The following is a 20,807-nucleotide window of genomic DNA, read 5'->3' as shown; positions in this document are numbered from 1 at the left end:
GATTAAAACTTACTTTTTACCTTCTCCTTTCATTCCTTGTTCTATCATACCATAAAACTCATCAATTTTAGGCATCACTACAATACGGGTACGACGATTTTTAGCTCTTCCTTCAGCAGTAGCATTATCAGCAAGAGGAATATGAGCTCCACGCCCAGCAGGAATAAGCCTTTTAGGGTCAATTTGAAATTGTTGTACCAATGTGCGAGAAAGTGAGGTTGCTCTTTTTACACTCAAATCCCAGTTATCAATTAAATCCCCTTTCTTGAAAGGAACATTATCAGTATGTCCTTCTACTAATACATCAAAAGTAGGTCTATCTTTCAAAACAGTAGCTACGTCTTTTAGAACTGCATAAGCACTTTTATTTACCTCATAGCTTCCCGTAGTAAACAAAAACTTATCTGAAATACTTACCATAATTACTCCTTTCTCTACATTTACCTCAATATTTTCATTTTCTGTACCTACAGCTCTCTTTAGTTGTGTTACAAGAGCAATAGTCATGGAATCCCTTTTATTAATAGCTTCATTAAGGTTTCTGATTTGTAAATCTTTTTCTTTCATTTTTTCAAGAGAGTTCTGTAAGTTTTCAGCTCCTTGTTTAGAAAGCATAGCCATTTCCGTTGATTGCGAGATGAGCTTCATATTCATGGCTTTGGTATCGCTCAATTCTTTTTCCAAACGAGCTTTTTCATCACTACAACCTTTCAGAGCTACTTCTGCTCTTTCCAAACTTTTAAGGTTTGTTCTGTTATTTACTTCTAAAGCTGTGTGTTGAGCTTGTAATACTTTAAATTTCTTTTTAGAAACACATCCAACCAAGCTGGAGCAAGCTATTAATACAATAAGATAACTTTTCATAATAATTTATTATTTATGTTAAATACAAAGTAATACTTCCAAAAAAATAGTTTAATAATTTATTTCTATACTCGTTTATGCTTATGCATTGTTTTTTTGGTAGTTTCGAAAGAAACTGTTGATTTTCATAGAAATTACTCCAAAGAAGGCTTCTTTAAATATTTTGAAACTCATTTTTGATTTTCCTCTTTCTCTTTCAGTAAAAATAATAGGTACTTCTACCACTTTAAACCCAAATTTCCAAGCTTTAAACTTCATTTCTATTTGAAACGCATATCCGATAAATTTAATTTTATCCAATTCAATAGTTTTTAGAACTTGTACTCGATAACATTTAAAACCTGCCGTAGGATCAGCTACTGGCATTCCTGTAATAAAACGAACATATTTTCCCGCAAAGTATGACATCAAAACTCGTTTCATAGGCCAATTCACTACATTTACACCTGTGGCATAACGAGAACCAACAGCTACATCAGCACCTTGTTCTTTACAAGCTTGATACAAACGAATTAAATCTTCAGGATTATGTGAAAAGTCTGCATCCATCTCAAAAACATATTCGTAGCCTTTGGCCATAGCATACTTAAATCCATGAATATAAGCAGTCCCTAAACCCAATTTCCCTTTTCTTTGTTCTAAAAAAAGCTGATTTGAGTAAATAATTTGTAATTCTTGTACTTTTTGTGCTGTACCATCTGGCGAACCATCATCTACTATGAGTATATCAAAATTTGTAGGTAATGAAAATACTTTTTTGATGATAGCTTCTATATTTTCTATTTCGTTGTATGTAGGAATAATAACAAGTGCGTCAGACACAATTATTGGATAGTTTTTGGTTGAATGATGAACAATGAGCAATTAATGTTTTAATTAATAATTGAACAATGTTCTATTTATTATGATTTCCGTTATTATTGTTGTTACGGTTTTGATTTGGGTTTCTATTCTTATTCTTATTCTTATTAAACTGATTTTTCTTCGATTTATTGTTTTTAAAATTAGGATTATTACTATAAAATTGCTGATTGGGTTTTAATTTCATTTTATTCTCCACACTTCCCTTATCACCTGCCACATCTTCCAAAGCAATTCGAATGGTATTATCAGAAATTTCTTTGATATGCTCTATCAATACTACATCTTCTATATTTTCTTTTTGCCAAGCCTGATAGAACGATTTGAGCATTTTAAACAAATAAACTTCTAATTCTTTTCTTTTTTCATCCAAGGGCATTTTTCCTATGGTTTGTACCAAAAGCTGAATATTTTTACCATAATGTTTGAATTTAATATGATTGGTACTATACTCTACTTTTTGTGGAGATTTGCCAAGTGCATCTTTTTCAGGCATGGGAAAAGGAGCATCTACATCCAGCTGAAACTTAGAAATGATAAATAAATCATCCCAAAATTTACTTGGAATATCTTGCACTTCTTTGTAGTTTGGATGGATTTGCTTCATCAATTCCACAATTAAATTGGCCTTTTGCGTACGTTCTTCTCTATTTTCGATAGTCAAGATATACTCTACTAACTTCTGAACATTTCTTCCGTATTCTTTTAAAAGCAGTGTATCGTTGGTTGTATATTCGTACATAATTTTTTTTTGTATATATTTGCCAAAATTAAAGCAAAGAATTGAAAAAGCAAAAAAACAAAACGTTTAATCCAAAAATATAATATGGCTACGCTTACTGAACCCTCACCCTCCTTTCCTGTTAGTTTTGAAGATACAGCAACAGCTTTTGCCTCAAAGTCAGATGCAGAGCTAAACAAAGCCTATTATTTGTTTTGGGCTATGAATAATAACTTTTTGGTTCGTTATGGAACAGCCTTCCTAAAATTTGCTTTCAAGTATAAAATACCTTTTACAAAAGTAATCGTTAAAAATACAGTATTTGAACATTTTTGTGGTGGTGAAACCATTGAGGAGTGTGAAAAAACAATCCAAAACCTTGCCAAATTTCATATTGGAGCTATTTTAGATTATTCGGTAGAAGGAGAAAAAAGTGAAAAAAGTTTTGATGAAACTACTGAAGAACTTTTACACACCATAGAAAAGGCAGATCACAATCCTAATATTCCTTTTTCTGTATTTAAAGTCACAGGAATTGCTCGTTTTGGTTTATTAGAGAAAATACAAGCCAAGCAAACACTAACAGATACTGAACAAGCAGAATGGCAAAGAGCCCAACGCCGTTTTGATAGCATTTGTAAAAAAGCTTTTGAATTAGATGTCAATTTGCTTGTAGATGGTGAGGAAACATGGATTCAGGATGTCATTGATGAAATGGCGTATGAAGCTATGTCTAAATACAACCAGAAAAGAGCTGTGATTTACAATACCTACCAACTTTATAGAGCTGATATGCTTGGTAATTTGAAAAAAGCTTTTGCAGATGCTCAAACCCAAAATTATTATTTGGGGGCTAAACTCGTAAGAGGAGCTTATATGGAAAAAGAAAGCCAGAGAGCCAAAGATATGGGATATCCTGACCCTATTCAGCCTAATAAAGAAAGTTGTGATAAAGATTTTAATGAAGCTTTAACATTTTGTATAGAAAATATTGAAAAAATAGGCTTGTGTTCAGGTACACATAACGAATACAGCAATCAGTTACTTGCAAAACTAATGCAGGAGAAAAACATTGTTAAAAATGATCCTCGTATTCATTTTGCACAACTTTTTGGAATGAGTGACCAAATTTCGTATAGTTTAGCAAAATCAGGCTATAATACTGTAAAATATGTTCCTTATGGACCTGTGGATGCTGTGATGCCTTATTTGTTTCGTAGAGCTTCCGAAAATACGTCCATTGCAGGACAAAGTAGCCGAGAATTTAATTTGATACGTTCTGAAAAAGTAAGACGAAAAAAGAAATAAATAAAAAAGCTCTGAGTCTTCAGAGCTTTTTTATTTATAAGAAAAGAATTTTATTTTTTGACAATTCTTTGTCTAATAACCTGCTCTCCTACAGTTACTTCTACTACATATACCCCATTTGCTAAATCTTGCATTTTGAGTGTACAATTTTTCTCATCTAATATAAAACTACTTATTTTTTGACCCAAAATCGAATACAATTGCACTTTTTTGATATTTTGAGGGCTATTTTCCAAACTAATACTTAATAAATCGTTAGTTGGGTTGGGAAATAATTGCAATTGACCTTGTTTTAGTTCTACTAAAGCAGTAGCAGTAGCTTGAGTTTTAAAATTCCAAGTTGAGTTGCCTGTAATGCTAGCAAAGTCATTTCCTGCAAAATCCTCAAATGTTCCTGCTGTAGGAATTTCTACATAATATTCTGTATCAAACTCCAATGCTACTATTGTTATTTCTGCTACATTATTACTTACAGTTACTGTAGACGAGTTAATACCTACACTTTGTTTAAGTGAGTTATTACTAAGCCTTTTAATAAGTATATTTCCTGAAGAACCTTTTGTAATGGGCTCTGAAAATGTAATTCTTAGTTTTGTATCTATTGGAACATCTGTTGCATTGTCTAATGGACTAAAAGTTGTTACTATTGGAGCAATATTATCAGAACTTGAGAAATTCCAAGTATCTTTATTAGCTGTTCCTGCATAAAACTGATTAGAAGCGTTTCTAAATGCTGTATTAGGTATTTCTACATAATACGCTACTCCCACTTCCAAATCACTTGTAGGGTCTATGGTTACTACATTGTTTGCAACTGTAATTCTACTGGAGCTTGCCACATCAAAAGATTCAACTACAGCATCATTAGCATAACGTTTTAAAACCACATTCCCTGTTCCTTTTAAAATATCTTGATTAAAATAGATTTTAAGATTTGTAGTAAGCGTTATACCTGTTGCATTATCTAAAGGAGAAAATGCATTTGCAAGTGGGTTTCCACCAGGTGTTACATTATTAATTGTGAAATTCACATTTGAAATATCAAAAAAGATATTGTCTGCTGCTTCTACACGAATACGAGCTTGTGTAGTTGTAACAACAGGCACAGTAATTTCTGCAGAACCATTATTAGGTACATTTGTAGCTAGTGTAGTAGGATATGTCAATCCTCCATCTGTTGAAAGTTTGATATTTACCAATTGACAATTCACTGGTGATAAATTGGTATTAGCTACACTCCAAGAAACAACTTGTGTACTACCTTGTCTCCAAGTAGCAGCTGTATTTGGATAATTCACAACGAAAGGCCCTGCTGCTGCATTGGCTGTAAAAGCTACTTGAGCATAATCATACCCTCCTAAATTATCTCTCACAGACATTCTAAATGTAAGGTTTCTTGTATATGTGGGTAAAAGCTCACCAATAGTAGTTGTATTATTTACTAAGTCCTGTATTCTTGGAAAAGTTCTAGTTGGTGAACTTGTAGGCATAAAAGACCTAAAAATAGGTGCGTTTCCTGATGGGCTTCCAGGGGCTCCTGTTGCACCTAAATCCACTTGTTCCCAACAATAAGTAAGAGCATCACTATTAGGATCTGTTGCTGAGCCTGTTAGTTGAAATGGAGTACCAATAGGTATTACAAAACCTCCCGTGGGTACAGTGGGCAAAGGTGGCTGATTTGTACCATTGGCTGTACTTACAGGACAACCATTTCCAGCACCATTACGAGTATAAGCGAATATCTCATCATAACTTCCTACATGAAATATTGCTATACTGTTACTTGCTAAATTATCAGAACCACAAATACCCGCATAGGCCATAATAGTTACACCACTACCTGGCTCGAAAGCTGTTGAAGAATTTCTATTACCAGCACATGAACCTTGCCCTCCATTAAAAGTATGATTTCCAGCAAACTGATGCCCCATTTCATGGGCTACATAGTCAATATCAAAAGGATCATTGATAGGAGAACCACTTCCTGTTACACCTCTTGCTTTTTGTCCTGTTCTACACACTACACCTAAACCAGCGATACCACCACCACCTGTACTGAAAACATGCCCAATATCGTAGTTGGCATTTCCAATTAGATTATCTACATTGGTTTGATTTTCACCAAGCATAGTACTACCACTATTATTGGTGTAGGGGTCTGTTGTTGCGTTGGTATAGATAATGGTATTGTTATTGGCAATTAATTGAAATCTAATGGATAGCTCTACTTGATACACTCCAGAAACACGATTCATAGTGGTAGTGATGGCACTTAAAGCACCTGATACAGTTCCTCCGTGAAAAGTAGTATATTCTCCTGTAGTAGCTACAGCAGCTCTATAAGTAAGCAGTGTTGCTCCTGAAGGTCTTTCATTATTTCTTCTTAAATTTTCTACCAAATGCTTAATTTCTTCTGCATGATTGTCCTCATCTACCACTTGACAACTCATTGTTTTTGTGGATTGAAAATCGTGTTTGTAGTAACTGATATAATTTTCTGTATCATTTTGCTGGTAAGGGTCTATATACACCATCCCTTTTTCTGTGAAAATCAAAGCATGAAAACCTTGCAGAGTATAATCGAAACGAATATATTCTGTGGGGTTTGTAACACCATATCCTTCATAAGTTTTAATTTGAGGAAACTTTTTAGCAAGTTCAGGGTGCATTACAAATGTTTCCGCTATACGAAAAAGATGAGTTTCACCATCAGGCATAGGAATTGCCATCACAGCACTTGAGTTTTTTGCAGAAAATCTTAAATCTGAACTTTCTTGAGGAAAGCTTGCAGTGATATTCTTGAAAAAGGCTTCATTTAAACGCAAGGCTCTGTATTTATTGGGAATTATCCAACGTTTTTTAGAAGCACTTCTTTGAACTTGACTTTCAGCAATATCTTGCCATAAAGATTGAGCCTGTAAATCCCAAGAAACTATTAAAAAAGCAAAGAATAGAATTTTTTTTAACATAAGCGTATATTTTAAGGATGTATAAAACAAATATACGCATTATGTTCATTTTTTTTATCTACCACACTAATTTTAACTAACATCGAAAAAAAACTACAAAATTATTATATTTAGGCATAAAATTTGTTATTAGCTGACCTATTTCCTATTATACTAAATCCTATACTTTAATGAAAAAAGCACCTTTTTTGTTAACACTTGGCATCATTCTCTCCATTACATTTGTATCTTGTAAGAAAAAAACGGTATCCATAGAAGCAGAGAGAGCAATGTCTCTGCCTGATAATGTAATAAATAATCAATTTTCTGGACTATTTGTACATTCTAATAGAATTATAGCAACGCCAGAGCGTAATTTCAATACAATTGGGATAGCTACTATCAGGGCAACTGGTACAACTTATTCTTTGGATATTACTCTAAATCCACCTTCTAGTTACAATAATTATTCTGTTAAAAACCTTGAATTTGAAAGTACCGACAATGGTATTTATATTGCTGATTATGAAGGAATAGGAAAAATAACAGTACGAACTATGCCTTTTGTTAGTATTCCTTTGATAGAGCTTTTCTATTATAATGGTGAAGATAAGCTTACTTTTGATGGTACAATAAAGTAACATAGATTTCTAAACAAAATTACTTGCCTTCGCAAGTTCAACAAGGTGTCACTTGTGAGGGCAAGTATCTTCATTTTTATTAACAGTTTCTGATTAAACACATCAATCAACCACACTAATTTTTATAGCATTGGTTCTCTGTTTTTCTTCGATAGGCATACTGGCTAATTGTATGACTACATCTCCTTGTTTTACAGAACCTCTTTCTTTCAAGATTTCAATAATATCATTAAAAGTATTATCTGTAGATACAAATTTATCGTAATATAATGTCCTTACCCCCCAAACAAGATTCAGAGTGTTCATGAGGGGCTTATTACTTGTAAAAATATAAATATCGGCTTCAGGTCTATGGCTTGCAAGCCTATAAGCAGTATAACCAGAGTTTGTCATGCCCACAATTACTTTGGCATTGGTTTGTCTTGCTAAATTGCAGGCTGTAGCAATGAGGCTATCACTATAAAAAGTTTTAGATTCTTTATCAGGCTCTAAATTTTTATGGTAAACATCATTTACGTTTTCTTCTATATATTGAATAGTCTTTGCCATACTCTTGATAACGAGCAGAGGATGATTTCCTGAAGCCGTTTCTGCTGAAAGCATCAGTGTATCAGCACCATCTACTACAGCATTGGCTATGTCGTTGGTTTCAGCTCTTGTAGGTCTTGGGCTTGTAATCATGCTTTCCATCATTTGGGTAGCGATGATAACTGGTTTGGCAGCTTTTTTGCATTTTTCAACCATCATTTTTTGTAAAATAGGTACTACTTCTGCATCCATTTCTACGCCCAAATCGCCACGAGCCACCATAATACCATCAGAAACTTTGATAATTTCATCAATATTTGTAATTGCCTCAGGGCGTTCTACTTTGGCTATGATTTTTGGATTTTTACCTTTTTGCTGAACGATATGGCGAAGCAAAAGAATATCAGTAGCTGTACGCACAAAGGAAAGGGCTATCCATTCTAAATTATTTTCCAACCCAAACATTAAATCTTCTGTATCTTTTTCTGTGAGTGATGGAGAAGAAACATCTGTTTGGGGCAAATTCATCCCTTTTTTGGATTTTAGTGTACCACCATACACTACTTTTGTAAAAACTGTTTTATCATTCTTATTTACTACTTTCAACTCTATTTTACCATCATCCAATAAAATTGTTTCCCCAATTTTCACATCTTTAGGAAGATACTGATATACAGTGCTTACCATTTGGCTTGTACCTGTCATTTCTTCAGTAGTGATGGCAAAATCTTGTCCATTTTGGAGTTCAACACCATTGTTTTCAACCATACCAATCCGAATTTTTGGACCTTGTAAATCTTGCAAACAAGCCAAATTCATTTGATGTTCTTGATTAATTTGTCTGATGAAATCTATTACTTGTTGGTGTTGCTCATGTGTTCCATGCGAAAAATTGAGTCTGAATATATCTACACCTGCTCTGGCTAATTCTAAAATTTTATCTTTGGTGTTGGAAGAGGGCCCAATAGTTGCTATAATCTTTGTTTTGTTAAATACAATACTCATAAATTTTTACAGATAACGATGTGAATGTGATTTTTGAACAATATTTTAAAATATTTAGAGAAAAGAAAAAAGTCTTTTTTTCTACTTCCTTTATTCTATTATTTTTATAAAAATATCATAAATTTAACTATTTGCATTTCAATTTCTATGTTTTCTTTCAAAAACCCAAATGATTTTTAGCAAAAAATGATTTTACATTAAATTCATATAAAAGTCGTAAATAAACTTTATCTTGCAGATTTATAATAAGACGTAACAGCCTTAAAAGACCCTTATTGATACCATTTGAGTTCCATGAAAGTCGCCACTACACAACCGTTTGCTATTATTTATTCTTTGTTAAAACATGAATATTTAGGTTATTTGATAGCCCCTTTTGCTGTGCAAGTAAATAGCAAGGGAAATTTAACACTTCAATATCAAGGACTTACCTCTAAAACTGCTAAAGACTTTCAGAAAGGTTTGGATGAAATAGATTTACAGATTTTAAAACTCACAGATGCTCTCCAAACAGAAACCATTATCAAAAAATTTTATCCTAAGAAAATTTTTCAGAATGAGTTTTTCTTGAAGATTTATGATAAAAATAAAGGCGATAAGGCATTGCAAGAAGCCATAGAAAACTATTTAGATGAGAAAATAGCCTGTATCCTTGCCTTGGTTCATGCTAAACAAAAAAAGTTTTTTATCATGGGTACAGATGGAAACCCCATTTGGAAGTCTATTCAACTGATAGAACAACCCGTTTCAGTGTTGTTTCATTTTAGAAGAGATGAAAAAGAAACTCATTATTTTCCTACACTTAAATGTGATGGAAAAAAATTAGATTTTCAATTTAAAAATGCTCTTATTTTATGTAATGAGCCTGCTTGGATGCTCATTGATGATAAACTCTACCATTTCAGCAAAAATATTGATGGAAACAAGTTTAAGCCTTTTTTAAATAAATGGTACATTAATATTGCCAGAAACATTGAAGAAAAATACTTTAAAACCTTCGTAACACCTCTTGTAGCTGCATTTGATGTCTATGCACAAGGTTTTGAAATTAGAAGTCAGGCACACCTACCACAAGCTGTTTTACAAATTAGCCAATTCACAAAAACAGTTTCAATGTCATTATTTGATGAAACCGAAGAAGATATTGAAACTGAAGAAGAATCAGAGTTTGTTTTTGAACTTTATTTTAAATATGGTGAATACACCTTCAAAGCCACTGATGATAAACCTGCTTTTGTACATTTGGAGCAAACTTCTAATAGTTACATTTTTCATAGAATTACTAAAAATGTTGTTTTTGAGAAAAATATTATTCAAACACTTAAAAACAAGAACTTAGAATTTAAACTGGGTAAAAAAGTACTTGCCCAAAAAGATGCTCTTGCATGGCTCGAAAAACACGCTTTATCTTTACAAAATGAAGAGATTTTACTTAAACAACATTTTGATGATAAACGTTATTTTGTTGGAAACAGCCAAATTGAGTTTAAAATTAATGAAAATAAAGATTGGTTCGATTTGGAGGCTCTTATTTGTTTTGGAGATTTTAAAATTCCGTTTATCAAACTTCGCCCCTACATTTTAGCAGGCAAAAAAGAATATAAACTACCAAATGGCGAAACAGCTCTGATTCCTGAAGAATGGTTTAGCAGATATAATGATTTATTTTATTTCACAGAAGAAAAAGATAGCTTACAAATCCAAAAGCATCATTTGTATCTCATTCAAAAATTGGAGCAAGAGAATTGGGCTGAAATCAATATGCAGAAAAAACTTGCCCAATTACAAAATTTTGAAGAAATACAAGACTATCCATTGCCTAAAGACTTAAAAGCAACTTTAAGAAATTATCAAAAAGCAGGCTATAATTGGCTGAGATTCTTGGGAGATTATGGATTTGGGGGATGTTTAGCTGATGATATGGGTCTAGGGAAAACCATTCAGACACTTGCTGTTCTACAAGCTGAAAAAGAAAAAGAAGATGTAGAGAAAAAACCTTCTCTCATTATTGTTCCTACCTCACTGATTTACAATTGGGAAGTAGAAGCTAAAAAGTTTGCTCCACGTCTGCAAATTGTCACTTATACAGGCTCCCAAAGAGAAAAGGCATTGCCATATTTACATAAATTTGATGTAGTCATTACTTCGTATGGCATCACAAGAATAGATATAGAAGCTCTTTCTAAAATTTTGTTTAATTATATCATTTTGGATGAGTCGCAAGCAATTAAAAACCCACAATCCAATGTTTCGCAAGCTGTCATTAAACTGAGAAGTTTGAAAAAACTATTGCTTACAGGTACGCCTATCGAAAATAGTTTGCTTGATTTATGGTCACAGATGAATTTTGCAAATGTAGGCTTACTGGGTGGACAAAATTTCTTTAAAAAAGAATATTTAAACCCCATTGAAAAGAATCAGGACATTAAAAAAACTGAAAAACTGCATCAAGTTACAAAACCTTTTATATTACGTAGAACCAAAAGTCAAGTAGCTCAGGACCTACCCGCCAAAATTGAGAATATCAACTACTCTACTATGAGTGTGGAACAAGAAAAATATTATGAAGAAATTAAATCCCAGTACAGAAACAAAATTTTAGAGCAAATCGAGCAACATGGCATTGCCAAAAATCAGTTTTTAATTTTAAAAGGACTTACACAGCTCCGTCAAATTGCCAATCATCCTGTTTTGGTAGATAATGAATATACAGGTGGTTCAGGGAAAATGGAAGATGTAATTTATAAACTTGAAACACTTGTAGAAGAAAAGAAAAAAGTATTAGTATTTAGTCAGTTTGTGAAACATTTGAGCATTTTTAAAAAGTATTTAGATTCAAAAGGCTGGAAATATGCTTATTTGGATGGAGCCACCATAGATAGGCAAGCACAAGTTGAACGTTTTCAGAAAGATGAAAATACGCTTATTTTCCTGATTTCGATAAAAGCTGGAGGTGTAGGTCTTAATTTAACGGCTGCTGAATATGTGTTTCTGCTTGACCCTTGGTGGAATCCTGCTGTAGAAGCACAAGCTGTAGACAGAGCACACCGAATTGGACAACAACATACAGTTATTACGTATAAGTTTATTTCTAAAAATAGTATAGAAGAAAAAATAGTAGCTCTCCAAGAAACTAAAAAGCAATTAGCTAGTAGTATTATTAGTGTAGAAGATGGTTTCTTTAAGAGTTTGAGTAAAGATGATATTTCTAATTTGTTGAGTTAGTATTTGACTAAAGTTATAAACTATAAATTAAATATCTATACAATAAAAATTTATGCCTATATTTTGAAATATAAATACTACAACTATGCTTATAAAAATAATAATAGCTCCATTTTTAATAAATGTTTTTTTTGTATTAAATATTAACAGTACTTATCTAAAAAAACCATCATCACAAACATTCGATCATAAAATGGAATTAAATAATTATCCTCGTATAGAAATTTATTCAGAGGTAAATAAAAGTGAACAGAATGCAGGAAATGATAAATGGGTAAGTTCTGATAATAAAGTTATACATGGAGGAAAAAGAGATTACAATCTATATATTAAACGTCAAACGTATTTAATGAATGAAAAACAAAAAGCCATGCTTTTAAATACTTCATTAAATTGGTTACCATACTTTGGTATAAAAAAAGACAACATAACACTCAAGCAATATTTTGATGCTATCACAAATACAAATCGCAGTATTTTATATAAGTTATTACCAGAAAATTTAAACTTTTTATTACTCCAAAAAGAAATTGATAAAAACTATTTATATTATAATACTATGCATGTTTATGAAAATGCTAGTGTTCATAATATGGTCGTTGTTTGGTTAGATGAAAATACATGGTTTATAGATAATCTGTATTATAGCTCAAACGATGCTTTGAAAGAATATACAAAAGAAGGAAAAGAAGATATTATTGCAAAAGGTAGCTTTAAAGACTTTTTAAATCTCTCCTCTATTTTTCAGTATAAACTTACTGAAGGCTTTTCTAATTTAAAATATCGACGTCAGACTCCTACCATTCCACTGGAAGAAATTGTATTAGGAATTTCGTTGAGCCCAGGTATGCCTAATACAATTTCTTATGATATAAAAGTTATGGGTGATAGAACTGTGATAAGCTCTAATATAAAATTGAAAAATAAAATTGATACCCATAAATTAACAACTCTTTTACTCAAGGCCAAAAGCTTTGATTGGCAAAGTAAATATGCAAATGATTTAACTCCTTTTGCACATGATAAACAGATTCTTACCATTTCAGTATGGGTCAATGGTATATTGTATAGAGTTTCAAATCCATACCAAGATAAAGATTCATCTTTTATAGAATTTGTAAAAATGGTAGAACAAGAGCTTTTCTCTATTAAATGATATATAATTTTATGGATAATACCATTAACAATAAATCATTAACCACTTTTTATGGTGGAAAACATGGAATTTGGCAAGTAATATCTATGGAGTCTATTATAGGTAAACCCTTAGATATTGTTGAAAAAATTTCTATTGAAAGTATAGAAGGTTCTACAAATGCAAATGAACATCTTTGGAAATTAAAAGGGATATCAAGTAATATGAGATATACCAACAGAGAAGAAAAAAATGCTTTAGATCAGACTCCCTCTGTTCTTGGAAAACCTGAATACAAATATGCTACACTTATTCCAATAAAAAAAAGTGAGCAATGGTGGTTGCTTACACAAGATGAAAGAAGAAATATATTTGAAGAACAATCCAAACACATTCATTTTAGTTTAAAATATCTGACTGAAATTTCGAGAAAGCTATATCACTCTCGTGATATTGGAGAAGAATATGATTTTTTAACTTGGTTTGAATTTAAACCAGAAAGCAAAAATCTGTTTGATGAATTAGTAAGTTATTTAAGAGAAACAGAAGAATGGAAATATATTACAAGAGAGACTGATATAAGGTTAGAACGAAGTTCAGAAGTATAATACTTTGCTTGAATATTCATCAATATTTAGTTTTATGTTGTTATAAACAAAGACTTATTTTTCGCATCTATTTTTTATCACCCCTATTAGTCTTTCTTGAAAGTCTGTTAGCAATTGTTTTCCCCAAAATTCGCCATAAAAATTTATATTTGTGTCAAGTTGATATTCAGTAATTAACAATAGTTCTGTTTGCTCATTGTTGATTTCATTCAGCTTGTATGTTGCACTTAAAAATTTGAAATGTTGCTCATTGAGAATATGTCTTTCAAATATTGTTCTGTTTGTTGTTGAGGGTATAATTTGAATATCAAATGTTATGAAATTGTTCTTATCCCATTTTATAATATTTTCTTGAAACTTCAATCCACCCTCAAAATGCCCAATCCTTGTTCCTTGCAATGTATCTTTGTCTAATTCTGCAAAAAGGGGTCTTGGAATGCCCAAATAGTTAAAAAATCCTTTCTTATATTCTGTTTCTTGAATTGTATCAACTCTGATGATATTTTTCCAAATTTTAGCTTTATTGGCTTTGATGATGATTGAGGAAGTTGTTTGAAAAGTTTCTTTCGGTGTTGAAAAATTAGGCTCAATGAGTCCTGAAATAAAGGGAAATAGAAGCACTGAATACATAATTCCATTTTTTTTCCTATAACGCATAATCATGCTACCCAAAATAAAACCCGAAAATCCTGCCATAATCAAGAACGGAATAGATATAATGATAATACAAATAATGTCCTCACGTCCAGTCCAATAACACAATACAAAAAATACCAACACAGATAGTACTGGCTTATAAACTCTCTTTTCCCAATCGTTTAATTCTTCTTTTGGAGAAAATATTAGAGGTATTAAGCCTATAACTATTGGAAGCAACCAAACAAAAGTTATTGAAAATAAATCAGCAAAATGTCCCGTAAAGTTTAATTCAAAAACAATACGCATCAACAAACCATAGAGTCCACCTACTAAAATTCCTCCATATTTTGAGTAATATTTTTTCAACATTTTCTTTTCTTGAATATAATTCGTTTTGAGAATTGATTATGCAAAATTACAAAAATCTTGATTGATTGAGAGTTTTTCATTTTAAAATATGTTAAGTTAAAAAAAACACCCCTGTAAAGTTTTTAAACCTTATAGAGGTGATAACTCAATTATTTGCAACAAGTACAACCACAACTGCAATCGGTAGAGCAATTTCCCCCACAGTTACATTGTGAGCAATTACAAACATTTTGAGATTTTCGGTTTTTTTGAATGAAGTTTGACATAATAGTATTTGTTTAAATGAACAATACAAAGGTACTTCTTATCCTTTTGAGATGTGTTATACAACTTTTGGAATGAATTATATAATTTTTAGATTCAGATTTTATCAAGAGCTTTTCGTTTCATAGACCCTATTTCTTTAAAATGGGATGGCGTAAGCCCTGTAACCTTTTTAAACTGGCTTGATAAGTGGGCAGCACTACTGTAATCTAATTCAAAGGCAATTTGGGAAAGGTTGTATTCGTTATAAACTAACAGCTCTTTTGCTTTCTCGATACGTTGCTCTATAAAAAAATTTTCAATGGTTCTCCCTTCTATTTCTGAAAACTGACTACTGACATAAGAATACTCCTGATGGATATGGTCTATTAAATAAACTGACAAATTTTTCTTTTTATCTTCTTCTTTTACTTCATTTCTGGCTTTTAAAATAACAAGTTGTTTTATTTTTTCGATAAAAGCTGTTTGTTTATTATCAATGATTTCAAGACCAATTTTAGAAAGTTCCTGAGTTAATATATGCTTCTGATTATCTTCTAAAGGCGTTGAAGTCTGTATTTCTCCAATTTTTACCTGTAAAAAAGGTATTTGAAGACTTTGCAGAGTCTGCTCCACTGCCAATATACATCGATTACATACCATATTTTTTACAAGAACAGTTTTGTCATTCATGATTGTAATTTTTATTTTGAATTTATTGTATAAACACGCTAATTAGTAGAATAATTGCTTTTTAAAGATAGAACACATTTTATAAGAATAAAGACAATGATAGAGAGTATTAGATAAATTATTTCGGGCAATTTAGTTATGAATAAAACCTGACAGGGCTTGAAGGTACAAAACATCAAACTGTCAAAAATATATAAATTGAATCAAAAAATGTGAATAAAGAAAAATATTAGTGGTAATTTAACAGATATTCTTATGAAAGAAACTTTTCAAGAAAAATTCAAGATAAAATATATACTCAAGGCAACACTATTTTGCATTGTATTCACTGGAATTTTCATATTTTTTTCATTTTTTAAATCTTTAACCCCTGAAAAATTTGAAAGGTTAGCTCATGGTACTTTAGGAACAATTGCAGCATTTTTAACAACATTATTATTTATAAAATTTGACGAGAAATCATTCACTGACATAGGTTTAACATTTGAAAAAAGTACCCTGATAAAATTCTTTATAGGATTTTTATTAGGAATTGGAATAATGGGGTTATCAGTATTGTATGTGATTTATTTTTCTGATTTTAAAATTGACTCAAACACAAATAGTAATATTTTCAATTTTCTTTTTTGGACACTCCCATTAATTCCACTGGCTTTTATGGAAGAAGTTGGCTTTCGGGCATATCCTTTATCAATTCTAAAAAACAAAATTGGTATAAGAAACTCCATCGTTATTACATCCATCCTATTTGCACTGTATCATATAGCCAATGGTTGGACAATTCAAAATTCGTTTTTGGGAGCAGGTGTTTGGGGTATTTTATATGGTTTAGTTGCTATTTATTCAGAAGGTATTTCAATGCCTACAGGCTTGCATTATGCAGCCAATTTAACAACATCAGCTTTTGGAATTTCTAATAATTCATTTAACATTTGGACTTTAAGACAGAAAAATGGAGATTCACTTGAAAATTATCAAAGTAGCGAACTGATGACATTGATTCCTCAATTAGCTCTATTAATTTTTGCTATTATTTGTATGGAATGGTATTTGAGAAAAAAAAATTATAACTAACACTGGTTTTATAGTAATTAAGCAATAAACAGACAAGTGAAACTATGAAAGCTTGCCAAAGACAAACACTGAAACCGTTATCTCTTATTTTAAAAGACACCCAAAATGAAAACAAGCCACATCAGCCAACAAGAAATTCAAAAGGGTGAAGACATTAAAGGTCAGGACATCAGAGAAGGCATTTTTAATTTAATTAAATCTGACTTCCCAGACTTTACCACAGATGACTTTATTTCAATTACCGAACTTAACCAGTACAGACGTCTTTATCTGACTTCTTTAATCACCCAAGAAAAAGGAGAAGTAGCAGCTATTGACAGAGATGTTATGGACGCAATTAAAAACAATTCTATTCTGTCTGAAAATATACAAGATGAAATAGAATCCGAACTTACTCTCGGACAACGCATTGCTGACAAGGTGGCAACATTTGGTGGTAGTTGGACTTTTATCATCACATTTTTTTCATTTATTCTGGTTTGGATGATTATTAATATCTGGTTTCTATCCGCAAAACCTTTTGACCCATTCCCTTTTATATTGCTTAACCTTATCCTCTCTTGTTTGGCTGCTATTCAAGCACCAATTATTATGATGAGCCAAAACAGACAAGAACAAAAAGACCGACAACGAGGCGAACACGACTATAAAATCAACCTGAAAGCTGAACTTGAAATCAAGTTATTAAGTGAAAAAATAGACCACTTGCTTGTTCATCAAAACAAAAAACTATTAGAAATTCAGGAAATCCAAACAGATTACTTAGAAGACTTAATGAAAGAACTAAAAAAGAAATGAAATTAGGATAAAACTGAACAATTTGAGAAGATAAAAGCTTAATGATAGTTTTTAATCACTGTTTTGGATAATAAAGATAAAAAGTAGTAATATAACAAAAACCTATAAGGTTTTTAAACTGAAAGAAGGCATAAGCCAAACCTTATAGGTTCAGATATCAATTATGGAAAAACCATACAATGGACGAGCTATAATCCATGAAAACTCTTATGAACTTGAAATAATTATTCCAATTAAAAAAAATTGGTTTTTAATCATCTTTTTTGGTGCATGGCTTTGTAGTGGCTGGGTAATAGGAGAAATGATAGGTATTATTTTTTTTATATTAACAGTTTTTATAAAAGAACTCTATTTCAATTTATTTATACTTTTTTGGCTTTGTTTTTGGACTGTTTCAGGATTCTTTATATTCAAAATATTTTTGTGGAATGCCTTTGGTAAAGAAGTCTTTACATTTAAAAAAGGAACACTTACAATAAGAAAAAAAGGTTTATTGTTATCCCAACCAAAAATTTATAACATACAGGAAGTAAAAAAAATAAGAGTAGAACAAGAAGAAAGTACATCGGATAAACTTTTGTATCGTAAAAATTTAATCTTCTCTCATACAAACGGAACTATTAGATTTAGTTATGGTTTACAGGATGTTAAATTTGGAGATGGAATTGATGAAGCAGAAGCATACTTTATTTTAGAAAAATTAAAATCTAAGAAAATCTTAACAGATGAAAATTTTTAAAACTGCGTTTATACATGCAAACCCCATCGCTAATGCAAGTTTGTAGCTCATACCAAATACTTAAACCAAAAACAATTATGTATAATGCTCTTTTACTAAGCCCAATGATACCTTCGTTTGATATCAAAGAAACGGTACAGTTTTTCAAGGATGTATTAAGTTTCTCGCTTGTTATGGATACAGAATCTTATGCAATTTGTCAGAAAGATAATCTGACTATCCATATTTTACGAGCTGGGCAGGACATTGGACAAATGGAGTTTTATTTGCAAGTAGATAGCATTGATAATCTTTGGGCTTCGATTAAGAATAAATTGGATGGATTAAAAGTGAAAGAACCGTTTAATCAGGAATATGGAATGCGTGAAATACATATTGGCATACCACATACAAATGCACTTATGTTCATTGGGCAAGAAATAAAATTAATTGGAGAAGATGAATAAAGAAATGATAGCCACCTTTTTAAGTATCATGAACAATTATTCCTTGCAAGAATAAACGTCATTACGAGCAGAATAAAATGAGGCGAAGTAATCAAAGATTATTGCAATGACAAGATAGCTTCACTTTGTTTGCTATGACGTTTGAGATTGCTTCGTTACACTCACAATGACGAAAGTAAACGTCATTATAATACCTAACATCACTTAAAAGCAGACACAAATAAATAATTGAAAAAATATGGGTTGGTTTGATGTAACTCTTGTATTACTAAAAGAAGGGCAAATACCGAAACCTTTTTTGTTAAATCTGCATAAAAAGTTTGAAGGAATTAACTTCAATCTAATTATTGAAGATGACGAATTTATTATCTTTAATGATACTCAAGATGGAAAGGAAAATGAAATTTTCTATTTGAATAACTTAATGTATTTGGAACAAGTGTTGAATCACTTGTGTAATTGGAAAAGTTTAGGTTTGCTTAGTTATAGACATTCAAATTTTCGTTTTCCTGTAACTATTGACTTTAGAACATGGAATGATAACTTACTTCATGGTTTTACTATTGGATTCAATGGAAAAGAAGCTGTACTAAACGAAAAAACAAAAGAACAACTAATATTAGACATTATTAATTTAGTTGACTTTAAATATGTGGTTGGAGATATTGCCAATACATCAAATACATATATAAATTTAGAACAAAGCCTTCCTGACATTATTGCATATATAGAAAAATGCAAATTCGATTTGGATATACGGAAATAGTTATCACTAAACCGTTATACAACTCATTAATTTTCTACTGGTGCGAGTTTGTAGCTCGTATTAATTCCAAACTTATCTCAAAATTTTAAAACAACTTAAAAATTTCTTGAAAAACATTTATTTCACGTTTAATTTTCATGAGTCCAGCGAAAACCAAAGCTACAATCACTAAAAAACCAACAGTCATTTCAATATATTGAGTAGTTTTTTTTCTACCATCTGCTTTAATTACCATTTTTGAAACTTTTTCTACTATAGTATGGATAAAACCATATACTGGATAAAAAACAATGATGGTTAGTCCCATTCCAATCAACACATCATAATAAGGATTTTTAGTAGATTGAATCACAGGTAATACATACATCAAAAAATCATAAACCAATTTTGTTATTAAAACTGTAAGAATATACTCTAAAATGGTGGAAAACTTTAATTTTTTGGATGACATAGTAGTTATTACATTTGGTTTAAACTAATACAACCAAACATACATTTTTTTTATTAAATTCATACCAAAAAAATGTTATCACATTATGTATTATAATTACCCTACATGCAAACCCTTGAAGAATCATTAAAATATCATCAATGGCTAAAAGCCTTAGAAAACAATAATATTTCTGTTTCGGAAGTACGCCCATTGCATTTGGTACATAAACAAAATGGTGAACTTTTGTTCGGTTTTGTTCATGCAGAGGCTCAAGCCCCCAATGGTGAAAAGTTATTGCCTATTGCTCTGATTCGTGGGCATTTTGTAAGTATCGTAACTGTACTGATTGAAAAAGAAACAAAGAAACGTTATTTACTTTTGGTTCGTCAGTACCGAATTGCCAATGGCGAATACTCCTACGAACACCCCGCAGGCATGTGTGATAACCAAACAGACCCTTTTGCCGTAGCCGTCAAAGAAATAGCTGAAGAAACAGGTCTTGAAGTCCAAAAAGAACAATTATGCTTATTAAATGATACACTATTGTATAGCTCCCCAGGGTTGTTGGATGAAGGTGGTTATCTGTTTTCCTGTGAAGTAGAACTCTCAGCATCAGAAATTGATTCTTTCAGAGGAAAACAAACAGGTGCAGAAGGTGAAAGAGAGTTTATCAGTACAGTTGTTTGCCCTATCGAGGATGCTATGCCCCTGATGAGTAGCATTACTGCAAGACTGAATCTGATGATGTATTTGTATCCATAAA

General features: G+C 31.4%; 18 protein-coding genes and 1 pseudogene. 11 read left to right on the top strand and 8 right to left on the bottom strand.

Annotated features, from left to right (window positions below; translation table 11 throughout):
• Positions 1-9: 9 nt before the first annotated feature.
• The 3 genes from AD998_11650 to AD998_11640 all read right to left on the bottom strand — a co-directional run bounded on the left by AD998_11650 (position 10) and on the right by AD998_11640 (position 2,467).
• Positions 10-864, bottom strand: a complete 855-nt coding sequence (locus AD998_11650) for a hypothetical protein (protein ID KOY86712.1) — start codon at positions 862-864, stop codon at positions 10-12.
• Positions 865-945: 81 nt separating this feature from the next.
• Positions 946-1,686, bottom strand: coding sequence for a dolichyl-phosphate beta-D-mannosyltransferase (locus tag AD998_11645; GenBank protein ID KOY86711.1), 741 nt, complete (start codon positions 1,684-1,686; stop codon positions 946-948).
• Positions 1,687-1,759: 73 nt separating this feature from the next.
• A complete protein-coding gene (locus AD998_11640) occupies positions 1,760-2,467 on the bottom strand; it encodes a hypothetical protein (protein KOY86710.1) in 708 nt (235 codons plus the stop codon).
• A gap of 84 nt (positions 2,468-2,551) precedes the next feature.
• Here AD998_11640 and AD998_11635 point away from each other — a divergent pair, with 84 nt between their 5' ends.
• On the top strand, positions 2,552-3,754 hold the full coding sequence (locus AD998_11635; GenBank protein ID KOY86709.1) for a proline dehydrogenase: 1,203 nt from the start codon (positions 2,552-2,554) through the stop codon (positions 3,752-3,754).
• A 1,016-nt stretch (positions 3,755-4,770) separates the two neighbouring features.
• Here the strand turns inward: AD998_11635 and AD998_11630 are convergent.
• Positions 4,771-6,723, bottom strand: a pseudogene (locus tag AD998_11630) (hypothetical protein).
• 170 nt (positions 6,724-6,893) lie between these two features.
• Between AD998_11630 and AD998_11625 the strand changes: the two are divergent.
• Positions 6,894-7,343: a hypothetical protein gene (locus tag AD998_11625; GenBank protein KOY86708.1), complete on the top strand. Its 450-nt coding sequence runs from the start codon at positions 6,894-6,896 to the stop codon at positions 7,341-7,343.
• A gap of 102 nt (positions 7,344-7,445) precedes the next feature.
• Here the strand turns inward: AD998_11625 and AD998_11620 are convergent, their stop codons facing one another.
• On the bottom strand, positions 7,446-8,876 hold the full coding sequence (locus AD998_11620; GenBank protein ID KOY86707.1) for a pyruvate kinase: 1,431 nt from the start codon (positions 8,874-8,876) through the stop codon (positions 7,446-7,448).
• A gap of 294 nt (positions 8,877-9,170) precedes the next feature.
• Between AD998_11620 and AD998_11615 the strand changes: the two genes are divergently transcribed.
• The 3 genes from AD998_11615 to AD998_11605 all read left to right on the top strand — a co-directional run bounded on the left by AD998_11615 (position 9,171) and on the right by AD998_11605 (position 13,844).
• On the top strand, positions 9,171-12,101 hold the full coding sequence (locus AD998_11615) for a helicase SNF2 (protein KOY86706.1): 2,931 nt from the start codon (positions 9,171-9,173) through the stop codon (positions 12,099-12,101).
• Between the two features lie 193 nt (positions 12,102-12,294).
• Complete coding sequence (locus tag AD998_11610) at positions 12,295-13,257, top strand: hypothetical protein (protein ID KOY86705.1); 963 nt, start codon at positions 12,295-12,297, stop codon at positions 13,255-13,257.
• A gap of 11 nt (positions 13,258-13,268) precedes the next feature.
• Positions 13,269-13,844: a hypothetical protein gene (locus tag AD998_11605; GenBank protein ID KOY88169.1), complete on the top strand. Its 576-nt coding sequence runs from the start codon at positions 13,269-13,271 to the stop codon at positions 13,842-13,844.
• Between the two features lie 54 nt (positions 13,845-13,898).
• Here the strand turns inward: AD998_11605 and AD998_11600 are convergent, their stop codons facing one another.
• Entirely contained in the window at positions 13,899-14,852 is a 954-nt protein-coding gene (locus tag AD998_11600; GenBank protein ID KOY86704.1) for a hypothetical protein, read from the bottom strand.
• Between the two features lie 360 nt (positions 14,853-15,212).
• Entirely contained in the window at positions 15,213-15,788 is a 576-nt protein-coding gene (locus AD998_11595) for an AraC family transcriptional regulator (GenBank protein KOY86703.1), read from the bottom strand.
• Between the two features lie 255 nt (positions 15,789-16,043).
• On the opposite strand from AD998_11595, the gene AD998_11590 reads away from it, so the two are divergent.
• The 5 genes from AD998_11590 (at position 16,044) to AD998_11570 (ending at position 19,611) form a co-directional block, all read left to right on the top strand.
• A complete protein-coding gene (locus AD998_11590) occupies positions 16,044-16,862 on the top strand; it encodes a hypothetical protein (protein ID KOY86702.1) in 819 nt (272 codons plus the stop codon).
• 105 nt (positions 16,863-16,967) lie between these two features.
• A complete protein-coding gene (locus AD998_11585) occupies positions 16,968-17,660 on the top strand; it encodes a hypothetical protein (protein ID KOY86701.1) in 693 nt (230 codons plus the stop codon).
• Positions 17,661-17,823: 163 nt separating this feature from the next.
• A complete protein-coding gene (locus tag AD998_11580; protein KOY86700.1) occupies positions 17,824-18,399 on the top strand; it encodes a hypothetical protein in 576 nt (191 codons plus the stop codon).
• A 32-nt stretch (positions 18,400-18,431) separates the two neighbouring features.
• Positions 18,432-18,845 (top strand): hypothetical protein, encoded by a 414-nt coding sequence (locus tag AD998_11575; protein KOY86699.1) that lies wholly within the window; start codon positions 18,432-18,434, stop codon positions 18,843-18,845.
• A 238-nt stretch (positions 18,846-19,083) separates the two neighbouring features.
• Positions 19,084-19,611, top strand: a complete 528-nt coding sequence (locus tag AD998_11570; protein KOY86698.1) for a hypothetical protein — start codon at positions 19,084-19,086, stop codon at positions 19,609-19,611.
• 85 nt (positions 19,612-19,696) lie between these two features.
• Here the strand turns inward: AD998_11570 and AD998_11565 are convergent, their stop codons facing one another.
• Positions 19,697-20,062, bottom strand: coding sequence for a hypothetical protein (locus AD998_11565; GenBank protein KOY86697.1), 366 nt, complete (start codon positions 20,060-20,062; stop codon positions 19,697-19,699).
• A gap of 105 nt (positions 20,063-20,167) precedes the next feature.
• On the opposite strand from AD998_11565, the gene AD998_11560 reads away from it, so the two are divergent.
• On the top strand, positions 20,168-20,806 hold the full coding sequence (locus tag AD998_11560) for a hypothetical protein (GenBank protein KOY86696.1): 639 nt from the start codon (positions 20,168-20,170) through the stop codon (positions 20,804-20,806).
• Position 20,807: the final 1 nt, after the last annotated feature.

The organism is bacterium 336/3, assembly GCA_001281695.1.
Taxonomy (GTDB): Bacteria; Bacteroidota; Bacteroidia; order Cytophagales; family Thermonemataceae; genus Raineya.
Note: the sequence above shows the minus strand (reverse complement) of the source record. Positions and strands in the feature narration are given on the sequence as shown.

What these genes read in the sequence shown, in the direction of transcription:
- AD998_11590 (KOY86702.1), top strand. Translation starts at nt 16,044, where the DNA reads ATGAAAGAAACTTTTCAAGAAAAATTCAAGATAAAATATATACTCAAG.
- AD998_11650 (KOY86712.1), bottom strand. Translation starts at nt 864, where the DNA reads ATGAAAAGTTATCTTATTGTATTAATAGCTTGCTCCAGCTTGGTTGGA.
- AD998_11595 (KOY86703.1), bottom strand. Translation starts at nt 15,788, where the DNA reads ATGAATGACAAAACTGTTCTTGTAAAAAATATGGTATGTAATCGATGT.
- AD998_11585 (KOY86701.1), top strand. Translation starts at nt 16,968, where the DNA reads ATGAAAACAAGCCACATCAGCCAACAAGAAATTCAAAAGGGTGAAGAC.
- AD998_11605 (KOY88169.1), top strand. Translation starts at nt 13,269, where the DNA reads ATGGATAATACCATTAACAATAAATCATTAACCACTTTTTATGGTGGA.
- AD998_11635 (KOY86709.1), top strand. Translation starts at nt 2,552, where the DNA reads ATGGCTACGCTTACTGAACCCTCACCCTCCTTTCCTGTTAGTTTTGAA.
- AD998_11640 (KOY86710.1), bottom strand. Translation starts at nt 2,467, where the DNA reads ATGTACGAATATACAACCAACGATACACTGCTTTTAAAAGAATACGGA.
- AD998_11565 (KOY86697.1), bottom strand. Translation starts at nt 20,062, where the DNA reads ATGTCATCCAAAAAATTAAAGTTTTCCACCATTTTAGAGTATATTCTT.
- AD998_11615 (KOY86706.1), top strand. Translation starts at nt 9,171, where the DNA reads ATGAAAGTCGCCACTACACAACCGTTTGCTATTATTTATTCTTTGTTA.
- AD998_11560 (KOY86696.1), top strand. Translation starts at nt 20,168, where the DNA reads ATGCAAACCCTTGAAGAATCATTAAAATATCATCAATGGCTAAAAGCC.
- AD998_11575 (KOY86699.1), top strand. Translation starts at nt 18,432, where the DNA reads ATGCAAGTTTGTAGCTCATACCAAATACTTAAACCAAAAACAATTATG.
- AD998_11620 (KOY86707.1), bottom strand. Translation starts at nt 8,876, where the DNA reads ATGAGTATTGTATTTAACAAAACAAAGATTATAGCAACTATTGGGCCC.
- AD998_11600 (KOY86704.1), bottom strand. Translation starts at nt 14,852, where the DNA reads ATGTTGAAAAAATATTACTCAAAATATGGAGGAATTTTAGTAGGTGGA.
- AD998_11580 (KOY86700.1), top strand. Translation starts at nt 17,824, where the DNA reads ATGGAAAAACCATACAATGGACGAGCTATAATCCATGAAAACTCTTAT.
- AD998_11610 (KOY86705.1), top strand. Translation starts at nt 12,295, where the DNA reads ATGGAATTAAATAATTATCCTCGTATAGAAATTTATTCAGAGGTAAAT.
- AD998_11570 (KOY86698.1), top strand. Translation starts at nt 19,084, where the DNA reads ATGGGTTGGTTTGATGTAACTCTTGTATTACTAAAAGAAGGGCAAATA.
- AD998_11625 (KOY86708.1), top strand. Translation starts at nt 6,894, where the DNA reads ATGAAAAAAGCACCTTTTTTGTTAACACTTGGCATCATTCTCTCCATT.